Genomic DNA, 13470 nt, shown 5'->3' with positions numbered 1-13470 from the left:
TGGGTGATAAACAATCACCTTTTGTCTTCTGGCAGGTTGGTGTATTTTATTAACGAATAAAAATAATGAATAGGGAATAGCGAATGAAATCAATAGAGAATAATACAAGCAGTGATAAGGCGGATCTTCTAAAGGATGCGGCTAATATTGTCACACAAAAACAGAACTTACTAATGATATTTCCGACCTTGGTTGTAACCATGTATACCGCATTTATGCTGATTACGTTTAATGAGGCGGATTTGACAAAATCGCTTGCCGTAATCACGGCTCAGTTTATGCTTTGCACTTGGATTTATATGGGGTCTTGTGATATCAGGGAAAGTAATCTAATTAACAACAAGCTTTTGTATTCTGGCGATCATGAGGCTTTAATTGCAGCAATCAAAGAGGCGATTAAAGATCGCGGTTGTGATGAATATGAAGATGAGAGATATAAAAAAATATACTCAAAATTCAATGATGATAAGGTCATTTTAGTTCAAGATTTTAGATGGCTTGTGGCTTACCTAAAGGTAACTGACACCCTTGAAAAAAGAAAGGCTCATTATTCTAAGGTTATCGCTGAAGAAAACCACCAGCAATAAGAATTCAAAAAAGGGAGGTTAAGCCTCCCTTTTTAACGTCTAATTACGCTTCACATTCAAAAATAACGGTCATGACTTCGCCACCAAAATCATTGCTGTGCTCGCTTTCTACTAAGCCGCTTGATTCATCTGTGCTCTTGAATTCTTCAAGGGCATGAGCCAAGTTATCACCTGAAATTAGGAAAAGGTGTTTTTGATTTGAGCGGTTAATTTTACGCTTGCTCATATCAAAGCAAATCAGGGCATGGTATCGATCAGCGGTATGACTCAGATTCTCCTGCATAGTGCTACTGCTGAAAAACGACTCAATTTCGCTAAAATCGACTAGTACGCCATTTTTACCGTTGAAAAACACAAGGTCTTGGTGTTTTGCAAGTAGGCTTTCTTGCTCTTCTGACAAGCCATCATTCGCCAGTTGAGTGATGTAGCCGCAAGCGTCAGTGTACATATCAAAAACGGCAAACTGAACCTTGTTAATAAGTACTTCAAGTTGACCATTAAGCGTAGGTAGGATCTCTACCGTTGCTTTATTCTCAATCATTGCTGCGATTGCAGCAATTTTATTTACTTCGATTACAGTGGCGTATTTGGCAGTCATGGCGGTTCCTTACTCTTTTTTTACGTGGTCTTATAGCGAATTCTGCGTTTGCGCTTCTTTTTCAAACTCTTCAATGAAGCCGCAGTCTGTGAATGTCTTTCCATCTACAGTGGCAGTAACATTACCAAACTCATCATCAATGACGACTTGGGCTACGCTAGCGCCATTGAATTTCTTACTGATATAGTCAATTAGTCGCTGTTCATTCATGAGATGCACCCTTTTCTTTAGATGTTTTCAATTATACATAGGTAGAATAAAAAGTAAATGATTTAATTATTAAAAACTAAAATTATTCAAAATCAAACCAATCTAATTCAATATCATACTCAGACGCGAAAGACTTAAATTCTGTTGAGCCGAGTGTTTCACGGATCAGGTTGATTGCTGATTCCTGGCAGTTGCTGACCACATCAAACCATAGGTTGTTAGGGATGAATGACGGTCTCACATCATCAGTTTGCGGTGGGATTCGCTCAAATCCTGGCATTGAAATAGAAATGCCATGAGACGAAAATCGCTCATTGAATTTCACTTCTAAAAAATGAGTCAATCGGCTTTCAGCGGTCTTCTCATCCCCATTCACGATAAAACAACCAAAACGAATGACAATTTCTTGAGTCTTTGGCATGTGGCTTTCCTTCTCTTGATATTAACGTGGATAGTCAATATTTAGCGCGGCAAAAAACGGTCTGATAGCGGCATTTCTTGTTGCTGATTCAGTGCGTAAGTGATCGTATTTATCCAGTGAAATTTGTGTACCCATAGACCAAGCAGGCTGAACATAACGCGACGATTGGCTGAGTTTCTGGATGTTAATGTTAATTTCATTGAAAATGATATTGTAAATATGGCAAACGACTTGATATAGACGAGACATTTCAAGGGCATGAGCCGAGTTCTTCTCTTTCAATTCACAAAGTGCAATTTCGACCATTAGATCTGTTTCAATCGTTGCAAGTAGCAGGAAGCCTTCTGTTTTGGATAGGTCTAGGCTTTCAAAATCTAGCGATTGAATATTGATATACATGGGGATTCTCTTTTTTTTGTTGCTCTAATTAATTGCGCTCAATTATACATAGGTAAATCAAAAGGTAAAGAATTAAATTATTAAATTTCTATTGACTTTTAGGGTTGTAAATGTATAATGGATACATGAACTAAGAAAAGCCTGGAGGCAACATGCTTTATGATTTAATTGATGGGTTAACCAAAGTGGTTGATGTGATGATCACTAACCCTAAGCAGTTTACCTTCATTGCTGTAACGGGTCTGGTTTTAAATGTTGCTACAGCTTTTTGGATTAAGCAACGTTACAAAAACAAGATCAGTAAATACGCAACGACGATTGTTGCCCTGTATGACACTGAAAAGGTCGCTATTGAGCTACTTAAGGAAAACGAAGTAGAGCAAGGCAATAAGAGTACAGTGCGCTCTCTAGCTTACGAGCAAGGCGGATACAGCACAAAAGTTTACCGTTCAGAAGTTCTGAAATACGCAAAAAAAGACGATTAGAACTACTGGTAAGTTTACCAACGTTGGGAAAAATTCGGTGTCAGGCATTAGTATTCCTAGTGCTTGGTCTACCATAGAAGAAAAGAAAGACCCAATTGTTCCTGCTGCCTTTCATAAGGCAGCTTTTGTTTGCCATAAAACCCTTCCCTACCCCTTCCTACAGCCATTTATACAAAATCTGATAACACGCCATTTTTGCCCGTATCATTAGACCGAAATTAATCATTAAAGGTAAGATGAATATGTTATTTATGGATGCGTGGTACTTTTTAATGGAGCACAGGATTTTCAACGTAAAAGACTCCACAACGTACAGTAAGGACTCTTTGACAGCAAAGCAGCTTGGGCTTGACTGGAAAGCTGGAACACGGCTAGAAACGCGCAGGAGCCGTTTTGAGGATGCTTTGTCTGTTGTCGTGCTGGGCGAGAGAGACGCGCCTGTTATTTGCCTTGAAGCTGGTGGACTTATCAAGGATGAAAACGGTGAAATTGTTACAACGCACGATTACGATCTGGATGTGTCAGCGCCAAGTTTCGAACAAGCGGTAATTATGCTCGCAGAGAAGGTGAATGAGAAATACGGGGATGATGTGGAAAGCGCTATACTGAGCCAAGAAAGGACACTGTAACCTCTTTCTTGGCTTCGTTTAAAGTAACGTCAAACCCTGAAACTTTACCATCAAGCAATAACTCAATTTGCCCAACTAAAAGAATAAGTCGGTCAGACGTAATAGAGTCAAGCTTGTAGTTTCGAACTTTGCTGAGTAACGCAGGGGTCACACCATCGATTGACGCAGCAACCGCACGTAAACTTAAAGATGAGCGCGATAGCTTAGTGTTGATAACTAAGGCTAGCTCATCTTTAAAATCGGATAAATGTTCAATAGTGTCCATGTGTCGTGAAGCTGATTGAGTTCAATCAGCCCTACCTCAGCTCTTGTAAAAACTGATTTAATCCTTTTTCTAGGATTACATCAGCATAGTCGGGTTCACTAGTTAGTTCATACCCCAAAGAGATAGCGTTCTTTTCCCATCGCTTCCACGCAATTTTGTTTGCAATACGCCTCGCTTTCTCTTGCTTGATGGCTTCTGGCAATGCGCATACAAGATCATACAGTCCGTCATGCTTGGGCTTAACCTCTTCAAACTCCCAAAGAACACCGCCTAAAGAACTCCCGCATCCCGCTAATGATGGTGATGATACGCGCATAGCCCCGATAAGGTTTACTACTCGGTCATCAGAAGAGAACGCGATAACCTCTTCGTTGTCTTCCAGTTCCAGAAACCAAAATACAGATAAAGCCCAACCTGTTGGATCAACAAACTCTAACTGAGTGGATGATTCTGTCTTATTATTCGGATTCATTGAGAGAGTGCTCAGATTCGATGAAATTTTTGCTTTCCAGCCAATGAAATAGACCCTTTAGAGTGTCGATCTCAAAATCGTGCTCAAATGTCGTGACATAGGCAGACAGAAAGCGCTCTGAAACCTCAACGCCATCAACCAGGCGTGATTTGATGGTACAAATATCAATGATGGTAACACCGTCTTTTGAAAGCGAGTCTACGCAATAAGCTGTGCAATTTACGTTTCTGATTGAGTGATCCCAACCGTTACTTTGTAGTTTAGCAATTAGGGCTACTGTGCTACCTGTCATCATGATATTTTCCTGCTTAAGCGTAGTTGGGATTGTTCAAATCATTCGTTTTGGTGAGTTCGCTATCGTCACCAATATGAATAAAAACAATGCCGCTGTCACGGTCTGCTTTAATCATTTTATCAATGGTGATCCAGAATAGCTTTGAAGCTTGCAGAAGATTCCATACAGCAAGAGCAAGGTTTGTATCAGCAATCACGCCCCACTCACGGAACGACTTGTGAAAATCGTGTCCTGTATTGTCTGAGATAAAGTGGTCTTCTTGATTAGCGGTGTAATCCTGAATAGATTTTGAAACGACCTCGCTGTGAAATAAGGCGTTAAGTGCATGGTCGCTCGCATCAGGCTTGCCGTAGCAGCCTTCAGTAACAGCTTTATCGAATTGCTTTAAAACATCTTGAGTGCGCATTTGCTTCTCTCCATTTGGTTATGTGTTAATTATACATAAAGAGAAGCAAAAGTAAATAATTTAATAATTAAAAAGTAATCAATTTTCGTTAGATTCTTCAGAGGTTTGATTAACATTGTAGGTTGAAAGTCTTTTATGCCCTAAGCTCTCACCGTTTTCATCTCTGACAGGCCAATCTCGAACTAGAGCTAAGTCATCAGTTACCATGTGGGAATCCCAGCTCTGCCCTTCCCATCTAACCACAGTTCCACCATTCACACCTTCTTCAAATCGGAGGATTTTACCAACGATTGGGTTTGTGCGATGGATGTTAATAACGCTTTCACCGATTAAGCTTTTCATGCTCTTATTCCTTTGGTTCGGGTTCGTGCTCTAATGTAGAATTTGATAAAAGCCCGTTCAGGAACGGGCTTTATGAATAAGCGATTGAATAATTATATGTGTTTTATCACTTCGTGTCTTTTACAACGCATAGGTGAAGCTTTTCATCGGAGTTCTTTAGCGCTTGCTTCATGTCTTCGAATTCTAGCTCATGAACCACTTTACCATCAGAATCTAATGCTAAGCATTCATCATCGTAATCAAGCTCATCGTCAGCATTTTCAATATCGACCCACTTCACAAGCATTAGGTCGCCATCCCAACGCTTGATATCGCTTTCGTTGTAGCCGATTTTTCTAAACACTTCCTCTAATTCGTCATCGTAATTAGACACTCTAAGGAATCCGTTATTGTCAATAATGGCTTCTTCAAAAGTGTAAGGGAAAACATTTGGCTCCATTTCCTCACCGTACTTAGTGAAGCTGTAAGAGCGATTTTCGCCTCTATCGCCACCAGTGTAGCAGTGTAGATTCTTAATCACTTCATTTAGTCCATCTTCAAGGTCTGTCTCATCTTCGCCCGTCACCTCGACAACTAGCGTGTAACCTCTCTTCTCTGTTACTGGTGTGGACTGAATGTGAATACCTGTAGCTTCACCATTGCAGTAAATTTGCCATTCAACCGCAGCGATACATTGTTCCGCTTCTGCTTCGAATGCTTCACGAGCAAACCAAGCACTATCATAAAAGCCGATATCGCGCTCAACAATAAACGGATTACTGCGAGTACCAAAGTTAGCTTTAGCAACGTAGAAGTTTTTGTCAGCAAGACCTTTCAGTGTTTGATAGTCTTTGATAAAGCCAGCGCAAGCGATATCCAGGGCATGAGAAGGTGTACAGCCTACTTTAAGGTGTTTGCGGATCATTGCGATAACGTTATTTACATTCAGTTTGATAACGTCAGCGGTGACAACTTGATGTGGAGTAGTGATATTTTTAGTCATGGTCATTTCCTATTTGTTCGGCTTAATGTATGCGCCTATCGCGTTAGTCAGCATCAAGCCCTATAGGTTATGAGCATTGATAAAAACTGGTTTTGGGTTCTCTACCTTTAGCAGAGAGAATCAGTGTGATTCGTAGCTTTACCGAGCTATTGAAGCGGATTCCGCCTCCCTAGCCTGCGATAGGGGAGAGTTCAACAAAGAGTTGACGCTACTTACTCATTCCCAGAGATGCAGCCCCTAGTGCTACACTTCTTATCGGGAACATTCTTAGTATACCTAAATTAGATTCAGAGTCAATTATTAATTTATGAAAAGCGTAAAAAAGAATGAGAAGCAGAAGAGAAGAAAGCCAATTGTTTATTGAGAGCGAAGCTCTTTTATTTACTGCCCTCTTACGAGGACAGAGTTTTCGATTGTTTCTTGTTGTATTGGTTTTTTATTTATCCTGGCGGTGATATAATAATTTAAATATAAAAAAGGAAAGACCAATAATGAAGGGTTACAGACATATTATTTCAAAATCAAATAATGCACAGCAAAACGCTTTCCATTACGCGCTGGCAAAAGCCATCGGTACTATCTCATCGTCTAATGAATATCTTCGCAAGATGGGGTTGTTACACCGCAGTTTAGTTTCGGATTTAGAAGAACTGAAGAGAGAAAGAAGTAAGGCTAAATCTTATGATGACCTTTATGTAATGGATGGTCAATCAATCGTAGATCAGCTAATGGATGATAGAGAAAAACTGTTGGAAAGCTCGATTGAAAAGCTCGATGCGGAAAAAGAAAAGATTGAAAAATCTTTGGTTGAATCTGACAAGGTCATTGAAAAAATCGAAGACAAACTTTACGAGATCGGCGCTCCTATTTTGGATTGCGTTACAACCGTTAAAACCTTTAATGGCGATCACAGAAGAGCATTTACTGATGATGATGCCTACTTGGATTTGCAGGCGATGGAAGATGCTTTGAACTCGATTTTAAAGAGTCATTTCCCTGAAGGGCATTATGCAATCGTACCCGTTCATGACTTTGGCGATAAAAAACCGAGCGTTCAGCATTCAAGAATTGATGAGATTTTCTCTATTGCTTTCAATAAGAAAGATTTAGATAAGTTTCAAGGATTCATGGAAGAGTTCACCGACACTTTGATGCGAGAAAGAAAGGCTGCTCTTGAGCGTAATTTCTTTGATGAAACAGTGAATTATCAGAGCTTCTTTTTATCAATTAATCATCCAGATGGACATGAGAAATTCACTGATAAATACGTTAAATCCCTTTCAAAATCTGAACTGAAAAAGGCGTTTGACACAGCGGCAGATGGGATGAAACATGAGGTTGGCTTTACTATCGGAGACGGTACAAGCAACGTGATGAATGACTTTATTGAGCTTAGAAGTGTTGAAAAAATCCTAGATCAGATGTGGAGAAAACCGTTTTCTCAAGTTCCTTGTGGATTTATGTTGAGTGAACTTAAAGAGAAGTTCCTCGATATTCAATCAGGTCTATGGTTCAACAATAGTAAGGATAAAAAACTTGCTGAAAAAGAGCTTAGCGCCCTTTGCTTCTTGAAAGAGAATCCAGATTTAGCAGAAAAAGGTGATATGGTTTTTGAAGCGATGGTAAACCAGGATAAGGCAGATAAGAAAGTTGAGCTTTCGTCAGATAACGCCCCTTCACTATAACTTATAGTTTTTTATGAAAAATCCCGAGATTAAAAGCTCGGGATTTTAATTTGATTGTGTATATTTTTTGAATGCGTTCTTAATTAAAGCTATTTAAAGTACATAGACTCAAAGCCTTTCTTGAAGACCTCATGCTTGCACGAGCCTTTCTGATAAGGGTTAAGCTTTTCAGCTTCGACTGTGTAGTCCTCAAGGCTTTTAACCTTTTCTGGATCGTAACCTGGTAAGCCAGGTACGCCTACATAACTATCGTACAGCGGTTGAGCTGCTTTAATCCCTGCGTGAAAAATGTCGATGACTTTATGGCTACCGACTTCATCAGACCATGCGTTAAAGGTAATGCTAGGATCGTCCACCAGCTCAACCTTAATCATTGGTAATGTGATTGGGTCACAACCGCCCTTTTCTTTGCAGGTGTTGTGGTCGAGATAGACTTCAACGACACGAACATCTTTGCCCGAGTGAATGTCGTATTCACTTTCCCCCATAGATTCAGTAAAAGTAACCACTTTACCTTTGATATCCAGTTCTGGCGATAATTCAATCATGGTGATTCCCTATTAACGGTAAGTTTGATTTAAGCGTGAAACCATTCGTGATTTAGCGTGATGGTACGGTTATCAGGAAATGAACCTACCATGCCAACCTGACGATGACTTTTAGCAAAGTCAGTTTCATTGCCTAAGCTGTTGTATAGCGCCTTTGCCATTTTCAGTGTTTTAGATACGTTTTTCTGCTTGTTCACCAACTGCTTTAAAAACTCAAATCGGATAGTTTCAAGACCGATTTCATTCATTGCTTTGGCAACAGTAGAAACCTCGTTGAAATGTTGATTCAGGAACACGGTAAGCTCATGTGTGTTGCCATGATGTGCGTTAGCGCCACTATGGAACAAAACCTTGTTAAGACAGTCTGAGCGCGTGTAAGCAGGTACACCGTTTTTCTCTTTTACGCTTGCGATGAACATAGAACCAGAAGCATGAGTGTGTAATTGGTGAAAGTTGTAACTTTGACCATCAACACGGATCACCATCAGGTTTTTGTTCCATTTAAGCGTTCGGGTCAGATAGGTGTAGATGTAAGCGCCCAAATTTTCAATTTTGTTTTTTGCTGTTAGCGTTGTGAATGTGAAGCCATTCCCTTTCGCGTCGAAAATTCGACCTGAGCAACGAACTTCAATTACATTGTCTTCAATACGGGTCACGAGTAGAGAGTGTACTTGATGCTTAAAAATCAGCTCAGCAACTACGCGTTCTTTATAATTAATCATGGCTTTACCTTAATTTTTGCATGTTTCAATTATACATAAAAAACAATCAAAGTAAAGTTTATCAATTAAAAATCAGCATTCAAACTTGAGTTTTCTTGGTAGCTGCTTCAAGCTCCATTTTTTCACAAATGTTTCTCACTTTTTCAGTAAGCGTTACCTTTAAAGATTGCTCGAAACCTTTTGTGTACAGGTCTTTTGTGAAAATGCAAAATTGAATACCTTTTGATTCGGGTAAGTTTGCTTCATTATATGCATCGTTAATAATAGAAAGAGGGTATTCTCTCTTTTTTCCATTCACTAAGAATTTAATGGTGTGGTCAAGCTCTCCAAGCTCAATACTTAGAAACTTACATTTATCACGGCTATAACTTTCGCTAAACTCGCTAATGTATTCTTTTGCATAATCAGGAATTGTTCGAAAAATAACGTTATATGTAGAGTTATGTTTATTTCTAATTCTGTAAAATCCGTCCGTATGATTTTTTGGAAATGCTAATGGCTTACTATGGTAAATTGAGTTAGTTCTGTTGATAAAGTCATTTAGAATATTAGATAGATCTCGATTATATTTTGAGTTTTCACTTGGCTGATTTTGATTATTGCCAATATATCCACGACTAACAGCATTTGTATCTTCATCAATCCTGCGATTAATTCTTTCTTTGATTTTTGATAGTGAGAAATGATGCCAAACAATTAGGTCTTGAATATTGCTGTCTTTTTTATATTCAAGAACTTTCACTGGATCGAGATAAAAGGCGCTGCCATCACAATAACTTTTATAGTTGAATGTATAACTGTATTTATCATCCGTTTTTGAGTTTTTGATTTCAACATTAAAATCTTTAAATCTAGAGCATAAACCCGAAACTTCAATTCTTGAAATATAGAATCCTGAGATTTTATCTAGATAGTTATTAATTTTATTTTGTAGTTCTTTATCGCTAATCTTCATGGATTCAGATCTAAGCTTTTCAATCTCTTTCTTTTTGAAAATTGAAATCCCTGTTAGGTACTGGGTAAGATTTGAAATCTTATCATCGTAGCATTCTCTTTGAATAGAATCCTTAATCACCGAGCGTTCATTATTTTGACAGTAATTTGAATAAATCCCGTCTTCATTAAAGTAGAATACTTTATCCTTTTCATTAAGTGGACTCTCTGAATATAGTAAGTCTACATTGCCATTATCAACAAAGAAACTGTGCTTATTTAAATCAAAACAATTTAGTCTCAAATTTTCTGAACTAAACTCTGAATAAATTAAGCTCTCGATTTTATCATTAACAAAACCATATAATTTCAAATAATTAATCACGCCAATGTTTTTCGCCTTGAGGTTCTCTTCAATTTTTAGGCTCAAAAGTTTTTCATAAGATGAAAAAAGGGAGGATAATTTGTCATTTGAGTGGAATTTTAGATATAGTGAAATCACATCTTTAGAAATGTGAATAATCTTATAGTTAATCTCATTTAATACATTATCAATAATAAGATTCAAACCAATATTGCTGGAATCTTTTAGTTCATTCTGGATCTTATTCAGATTAATCTCAATTGTTGTGATGTCTCTGTTTTTGATTTTTTTGTACTTTCTTTTATCGATTTTATTCGAGTAAACGATTTCAAAATTAATCGGAAAGGATGCGCCATTAAATTCTGCCATACAAGATGCATCAGAAATGATACCTTGTTGACGATCTTCAACTTTAAATGAACTCAGATTTAGCTTTGCATTTTCAAGAGTTTTTTCAGAAGGTTTGGGGTATTTAAGGTTGTGATGAAGTTTTTTTGTTAAAGTAAAAAGGCTGAGATCCTTTTTAGAAAAAAGAATATGTTTGGCTACTTTATGTAAAGTTGACTCGCCACAGTTTCTTTCTAAATTTCCCTTGTGAGAAAAATGATGTGCTTTAATCTTTCCTTTATTTGCTACAAGATCACCGCCACAGTTAAAGCAAACGCAATTACACTTCATTCCTCTCAGGGCGTTTGAAATTAGCACTTCCTCCCCACTGGACTTACATTTTCCAATAAAAATACTTACTGCCATAAATATTCACTATTCTAAATATGTATTGGTTTAAGACTACCCCCTCTTTAAGGCTTAAAGAGGGGGATTAACGCTAAGCGGCTTCTTCGATGTTTAGTGTCGGCCAGATTTCATTAAGAAATGTAAATGTTTCTGTAACGATATCTTTCAGTGCTGTTTTGCTTTCGTATGGTGATGAGTACACCGCACCATCGACAACAAACGGGGTAAAGATAACCAAGCATAAACCGTTTTCAAAGTTGTCGTGATGATAGGTAAAGAAGAATTCAGACTTATCGTACTTCTTCACGTATTCGCACTTCTCAGAATTGAAAGCTTTGCAAAGCTCTTCGTACAGGCGCTTGATTTCAGCATCACTAGCGCACTCATTACGCGCCATACCTGCTTGAGACTCTGGTTGTAGGTACGCAAGCTCAAATTCCATAAGAAGACCAAATTTGCCGTTATGGAAGCCTAAGAAGTCCACTTCTTCATTTGAGATAATTAATTTGCGAGGGTCGCCATCAACTAGCTCATCAGGATACTCGAACCCATAAGCGTCTGAGATAGCATTAATAGTAGCTTTTTGCTCTTCGCTAACAAGCGCATTCGGGCTGAAATCGATCTCTCGATCAGTCGCAAACGTTGGAGCTAAGTTGATGTCTGTGATTAGAGGTAGTGTCATTGTCATGGTGTCAGTTCCTTACTGATTGTTAAGCCTGCCCCCTCCTGCTTGGAGAGGGCGATTTATTTATAGAAGACGTGCGTTTAGCTTGAAACCACGAGGGCGAGCCAGATAGTAGGTCTCGATGTAATGACAGCATCCACGCATCAGGTGAACTTCTACTTGAACACCTTTATCGCCTTTAGCTTCAGCGTGAGGATTCTCTTTTGAAACTGGTGTCGGTTCTGATAGGAATGTCACTGTTACATCTTGACCACAAGCGGTAGCTTTCGCATGGCGTACAACGCGAAACGCTTGAGTTTTACAACGGCTTAAAATGAACTCGCCAACTTTAGGCTTTTTGGTGAACACATTAATGCTCGAATCTGTCATAGCGAGCTGAGTACCGTCAAACTCGTAAGCCAGTAGTAGGCTGTGACGGTTGTAATCTGTAAGACCTTGAGCGTAAACTTGCATGGCGATGTTCCTTTCTTTATTTGATGTCTTAATTATACATTTATAGGTATTTGAGTCAATATTTAATTATTAAATTTATTTAAGCTCTCTGTGGAATTAGGGTATTTACTTTTTATTTAATTTATGTATAATTTAATAATTAAATAACAAGGAATTTCACCATGAAAGAGCAGTCAATCAAAACATTTACTCGCCTGACTAAAGATTTTGAGGAACGTCAAAATCACCCAACGCGAAAAGTGGTTCATGCTATTTGTGATAGTCGCGATGGAAAGATTCTAGAGTGCTTTTATGAGAGTGAGCATCAGGAGTTTTTCCCGAAATTCCTAGAGCTTTTAAAAACCAATGGTTCTATTGAATTGCTTGGCGCATGGCTGCGACTTCCTAAGGCAGATTCTACAGCTAAAGAAACGTGGGAGTTTAACGAAAACTACCTTTTTGAGCATCACGGGAATTTACTGACTTGGAACGATAAGTATCAAGATTGGATGATTTAATGGTATAAAAAGCCCGTTTAAAAAACGGGCTTTATTACATTCTTCTGAATTTCGTAGGGCAAGATTAACCAAGAGTTAACGAGTCGTCATTATCGATACGCTTGTCTTTATGGACGGTTGGAACGTCAATGCCGAAATGCTTGTTCAGATAATCAAGTCGAGCTTGATTTAGGTAGAACTTATTAAAGCCCCCTTTCTCTGCTTCCTTGATGATCGCGTCATTCTTAAGGGTAAAGCCTACCGCAATCCAAAGGTTTCTGGCATGTTGTTCGATGTTAGACAACTGGCTTTCATTTGGCGGGATACAAGAGCGCAAATAAAAGTTAGGGTGTAAAGCGTGAAATTTCTTGTAAGCTGTTTTTACAAGGCAATCACCTACTAAATCAGCATTCTCTTTAAATAAAGCTAGTTCGTCAGGGTTCACTACTCCCGCAGTCTTAACGTTGATTTGACTCGCAGCGTAGGCAAACGAAATTGAGCTTACAATACTTTCAATCGCTCTTTTTGGGTATCCGCAACCAAACTTTTCCATGTGCTCAATAACAGCCTGAGAAGGCTTTACCATGTATCGTAGGTTTAGCTTTAGTGAGTGAGGGGGTGTTTTGTAGGTTTCATCCGTTAGCGGAATATAGCCCTGTTCTTCAAGGTTTGCTCCACCAGCGGTAAGCTTAATGTCATCAAAAACATCAGAAACTGAGATCGGTTCTAGCTTACTTGTTCGGGAGTGTTCTTCTAAGGCAAACATATTTTATAGATT

The 13470-nt window shown here is 38.6% G+C and carries 21 protein-coding genes; 5 read left to right on the top strand and 16 right to left on the bottom strand.

Annotated elements, in window-relative coordinates; genetic code table 11:
* The first annotated feature begins 83 nt into the window (after window positions 1–83).
* Window positions 84–587 carry a hypothetical protein gene (locus R7P80_RS00925; RefSeq protein ID WP_318096452.1) on the top strand — a complete coding sequence of 168 codons (504 nt, stop codon included), beginning with the start codon at window positions 84–86 and terminating at the stop codon, window positions 585–587.
* A gap of 43 nt (window positions 588–630) precedes the next feature.
* On the opposite strand, the gene R7P80_RS00920 is transcribed toward R7P80_RS00925, so the two are convergent.
* The 4 genes from R7P80_RS00920 to R7P80_RS00905 all read right to left on the bottom strand — a co-directional run bounded on the left by R7P80_RS00920 (window position 631) and on the right by R7P80_RS00905 (window position 2215).
* The gene (locus tag R7P80_RS00920) at window positions 631–1185 is read right to left on the bottom strand and encodes a hypothetical protein (RefSeq protein ID WP_085762279.1); all 555 of its coding nucleotides are present in this window, start codon (window positions 1183–1185) and stop codon (window positions 631–633) included.
* 30 nt (window positions 1186–1215) lie between these two features.
* On the bottom strand, window positions 1216–1395 hold the full coding sequence (locus R7P80_RS00915; RefSeq protein ID WP_116921077.1) for a hypothetical protein: 180 nt from the start codon (window positions 1393–1395) through the stop codon (window positions 1216–1218).
* 82 nt (window positions 1396–1477) lie between these two features.
* Window positions 1478–1816, bottom strand: coding sequence for a hypothetical protein (locus R7P80_RS00910; RefSeq protein ID WP_020330672.1), 339 nt, complete (start codon window positions 1814–1816; stop codon window positions 1478–1480).
* Between the two features lie 21 nt (window positions 1817–1837).
* On the bottom strand, window positions 1838–2215 hold the full coding sequence (locus R7P80_RS00905) for a hypothetical protein (RefSeq protein WP_318096449.1): 378 nt from the start codon (window positions 2213–2215) through the stop codon (window positions 1838–1840).
* A 152-nt stretch (window positions 2216–2367) separates the two neighbouring features.
* Between R7P80_RS00905 and R7P80_RS00900 the strand changes: the two genes are divergently transcribed.
* Both R7P80_RS00900 and R7P80_RS00895 read left to right on the top strand, forming a co-directional pair.
* Window positions 2368–2700 (top strand): hypothetical protein, encoded by a 333-nt coding sequence (locus R7P80_RS00900; RefSeq protein ID WP_020330674.1) that lies wholly within the window; start codon window positions 2368–2370, stop codon window positions 2698–2700.
* A gap of 272 nt (window positions 2701–2972) precedes the next feature.
* Window positions 2973–3329 carry a hypothetical protein gene (locus R7P80_RS00895; protein WP_318096447.1) on the top strand — a complete coding sequence of 119 codons (357 nt, stop codon included), beginning with the start codon at window positions 2973–2975 and terminating at the stop codon, window positions 3327–3329.
* Here R7P80_RS00895 and R7P80_RS00890 read toward each other — a convergent pair.
* The 6 genes from R7P80_RS00890 to R7P80_RS00865 all read right to left on the bottom strand — a co-directional run bounded on the left by R7P80_RS00890 (window position 3301) and on the right by R7P80_RS00865 (window position 6091).
* Window positions 3301–3594 (bottom strand): hypothetical protein, encoded by a 294-nt coding sequence (locus R7P80_RS00890; RefSeq protein WP_045592416.1) that lies wholly within the window; start codon window positions 3592–3594, stop codon window positions 3301–3303. The two genes, R7P80_RS00895 and R7P80_RS00890, sit on opposite strands and share 29 nt — an antisense overlap.
* A gap of 31 nt (window positions 3595–3625) precedes the next feature.
* Window positions 3626–4066 (bottom strand): hypothetical protein, encoded by a 441-nt coding sequence (locus R7P80_RS00885; protein ID WP_318096445.1) that lies wholly within the window; start codon window positions 4064–4066, stop codon window positions 3626–3628.
* Complete coding sequence (locus R7P80_RS00880) at window positions 4053–4361, bottom strand: hypothetical protein (protein ID WP_318096443.1); 309 nt, start codon at window positions 4359–4361, stop codon at window positions 4053–4055. Before R7P80_RS00880 ends, R7P80_RS00885 begins: the two co-directional genes overlap by 14 nt.
* Window positions 4362–4374: 13 nt before the next feature.
* Window positions 4375–4767 (bottom strand): hypothetical protein, encoded by a 393-nt coding sequence (locus R7P80_RS00875; RefSeq protein ID WP_020330677.1) that lies wholly within the window; start codon window positions 4765–4767, stop codon window positions 4375–4377.
* A gap of 78 nt (window positions 4768–4845) precedes the next feature.
* Window positions 4846–5109, bottom strand: a complete 264-nt coding sequence (locus R7P80_RS00870; RefSeq protein ID WP_318096440.1) for a hypothetical protein — start codon at window positions 5107–5109, stop codon at window positions 4846–4848.
* 106 nt (window positions 5110–5215) lie between these two features.
* Window positions 5216–6091 carry a hypothetical protein gene (locus R7P80_RS00865; RefSeq protein ID WP_318096438.1) on the bottom strand — a complete coding sequence of 292 codons (876 nt, stop codon included), beginning with the start codon at window positions 6089–6091 and terminating at the stop codon, window positions 5216–5218.
* A 491-nt stretch (window positions 6092–6582) separates the two neighbouring features.
* Between R7P80_RS00865 and R7P80_RS00860 the strand changes: the two genes are divergently transcribed.
* Entirely contained in the window at window positions 6583–7776 is a 1194-nt protein-coding gene (locus R7P80_RS00860; protein ID WP_318096436.1) for a hypothetical protein, read from the top strand.
* An 89-nt stretch (window positions 7777–7865) separates the two neighbouring features.
* On the opposite strand, the gene R7P80_RS00855 is transcribed toward R7P80_RS00860, so the two are convergent.
* The 5 genes from R7P80_RS00855 to R7P80_RS00835 form a co-directional block, all read right to left on the bottom strand.
* Complete coding sequence (locus tag R7P80_RS00855) at window positions 7866–8324, bottom strand: hypothetical protein (protein ID WP_318096434.1); 459 nt, start codon at window positions 8322–8324, stop codon at window positions 7866–7868.
* A 29-nt stretch (window positions 8325–8353) separates the two neighbouring features.
* Window positions 8354–9046, bottom strand: coding sequence for a hypothetical protein (locus R7P80_RS00850; protein WP_318096432.1), 693 nt, complete (start codon window positions 9044–9046; stop codon window positions 8354–8356).
* Between the two features lie 79 nt (window positions 9047–9125).
* A complete protein-coding gene (locus R7P80_RS00845) occupies window positions 9126–11096 on the bottom strand; it encodes a hypothetical protein (RefSeq protein WP_318096430.1) in 1971 nt (656 codons plus the stop codon).
* A 73-nt stretch (window positions 11097–11169) separates the two neighbouring features.
* Complete coding sequence (locus R7P80_RS00840) at window positions 11170–11766, bottom strand: hypothetical protein (RefSeq protein ID WP_318096427.1); 597 nt, start codon at window positions 11764–11766, stop codon at window positions 11170–11172.
* Window positions 11767–11826: 60 nt separating this feature from the next.
* Entirely contained in the window at window positions 11827–12216 is a 390-nt protein-coding gene (locus tag R7P80_RS00835) for a hypothetical protein (protein WP_085762268.1), read from the bottom strand.
* A 161-nt stretch (window positions 12217–12377) separates the two neighbouring features.
* Between R7P80_RS00835 and R7P80_RS00830 the strand changes: the two genes are divergently transcribed.
* Complete coding sequence (locus R7P80_RS00830) at window positions 12378–12713, top strand: hypothetical protein (protein WP_020330686.1); 336 nt, start codon at window positions 12378–12380, stop codon at window positions 12711–12713.
* 64 nt (window positions 12714–12777) lie between these two features.
* On the opposite strand, the gene R7P80_RS00825 is transcribed toward R7P80_RS00830, so the two are convergent.
* Window positions 12778–13458 (bottom strand): hypothetical protein, encoded by a 681-nt coding sequence (locus R7P80_RS00825; protein ID WP_318096424.1) that lies wholly within the window; start codon window positions 13456–13458, stop codon window positions 12778–12780.
* Window positions 13459–13470: the final 12 nt, after the last annotated feature.

Origin of the sequence: Vibrio sp. 2092, assembly GCF_033339635.1 — a bacterium.
Classification (GTDB): domain Bacteria; phylum Pseudomonadota; class Gammaproteobacteria; order Enterobacterales; family Vibrionaceae; genus Vibrio; species Vibrio alginolyticus.
This window is presented reverse-complemented; position numbering and strand designations above follow the sequence as displayed.

Coding starts and splice junctions, on each gene's coding strand:
- R7P80_RS00910 (WP_020330672.1), bottom strand. CDS start 1,816: ATGCCAAAGACTCAAGAAATTGTCATTCGTTTTGGTTGTTTTATCGTG.
- R7P80_RS00905 (WP_318096449.1), bottom strand. CDS start 2,215: ATGTATATCAATATTCAATCGCTAGATTTTGAAAGCCTAGACCTATCC.
- R7P80_RS00915 (WP_116921077.1), bottom strand. CDS start 1,395: ATGAATGAACAGCGACTAATTGACTATATCAGTAAGAAATTCAATGGC.
- R7P80_RS00895 (WP_318096447.1), top strand. CDS start 2,973: ATGGAGCACAGGATTTTCAACGTAAAAGACTCCACAACGTACAGTAAG.
- R7P80_RS00860 (WP_318096436.1), top strand. CDS start 6,583: ATGAAGGGTTACAGACATATTATTTCAAAATCAAATAATGCACAGCAA.
- R7P80_RS00900 (WP_020330674.1), top strand. CDS start 2,368: ATGCTTTATGATTTAATTGATGGGTTAACCAAAGTGGTTGATGTGATG.
- R7P80_RS00840 (WP_318096427.1), bottom strand. CDS start 11,766: ATGACAATGACACTACCTCTAATCACAGACATCAACTTAGCTCCAACG.
- R7P80_RS00865 (WP_318096438.1), bottom strand. CDS start 6,091: ATGACTAAAAATATCACTACTCCACATCAAGTTGTCACCGCTGACGTT.
- R7P80_RS00875 (WP_020330677.1), bottom strand. CDS start 4,767: ATGCGCACTCAAGATGTTTTAAAGCAATTCGATAAAGCTGTTACTGAA.
- R7P80_RS00845 (WP_318096430.1), bottom strand. CDS start 11,096: ATGGCAGTAAGTATTTTTATTGGAAAATGTAAGTCCAGTGGGGAGGAA.
- R7P80_RS00890 (WP_045592416.1), bottom strand. CDS start 3,594: ATGGACACTATTGAACATTTATCCGATTTTAAAGATGAGCTAGCCTTA.
- R7P80_RS00885 (WP_318096445.1), bottom strand. CDS start 4,066: ATGAATCCGAATAATAAGACAGAATCATCCACTCAGTTAGAGTTTGTT.
- R7P80_RS00925 (WP_318096452.1), top strand. CDS start 84: ATGAAATCAATAGAGAATAATACAAGCAGTGATAAGGCGGATCTTCTA.
- R7P80_RS00835 (WP_085762268.1), bottom strand. CDS start 12,216: ATGCAAGTTTACGCTCAAGGTCTTACAGATTACAACCGTCACAGCCTA.
- R7P80_RS00855 (WP_318096434.1), bottom strand. CDS start 8,324: ATGATTGAATTATCGCCAGAACTGGATATCAAAGGTAAAGTGGTTACT.
- R7P80_RS00825 (WP_318096424.1), bottom strand. CDS start 13,458: ATGTTTGCCTTAGAAGAACACTCCCGAACAAGTAAGCTAGAACCGATC.
- R7P80_RS00920 (WP_085762279.1), bottom strand. CDS start 1,185: ATGACTGCCAAATACGCCACTGTAATCGAAGTAAATAAAATTGCTGCA.
- R7P80_RS00870 (WP_318096440.1), bottom strand. CDS start 5,109: ATGAAAAGCTTAATCGGTGAAAGCGTTATTAACATCCATCGCACAAAC.
- R7P80_RS00850 (WP_318096432.1), bottom strand. CDS start 9,046: ATGATTAATTATAAAGAACGCGTAGTTGCTGAGCTGATTTTTAAGCAT.
- R7P80_RS00880 (WP_318096443.1), bottom strand. CDS start 4,361: ATGATGACAGGTAGCACAGTAGCCCTAATTGCTAAACTACAAAGTAAC.
- R7P80_RS00830 (WP_020330686.1), top strand. CDS start 12,378: ATGAAAGAGCAGTCAATCAAAACATTTACTCGCCTGACTAAAGATTTT.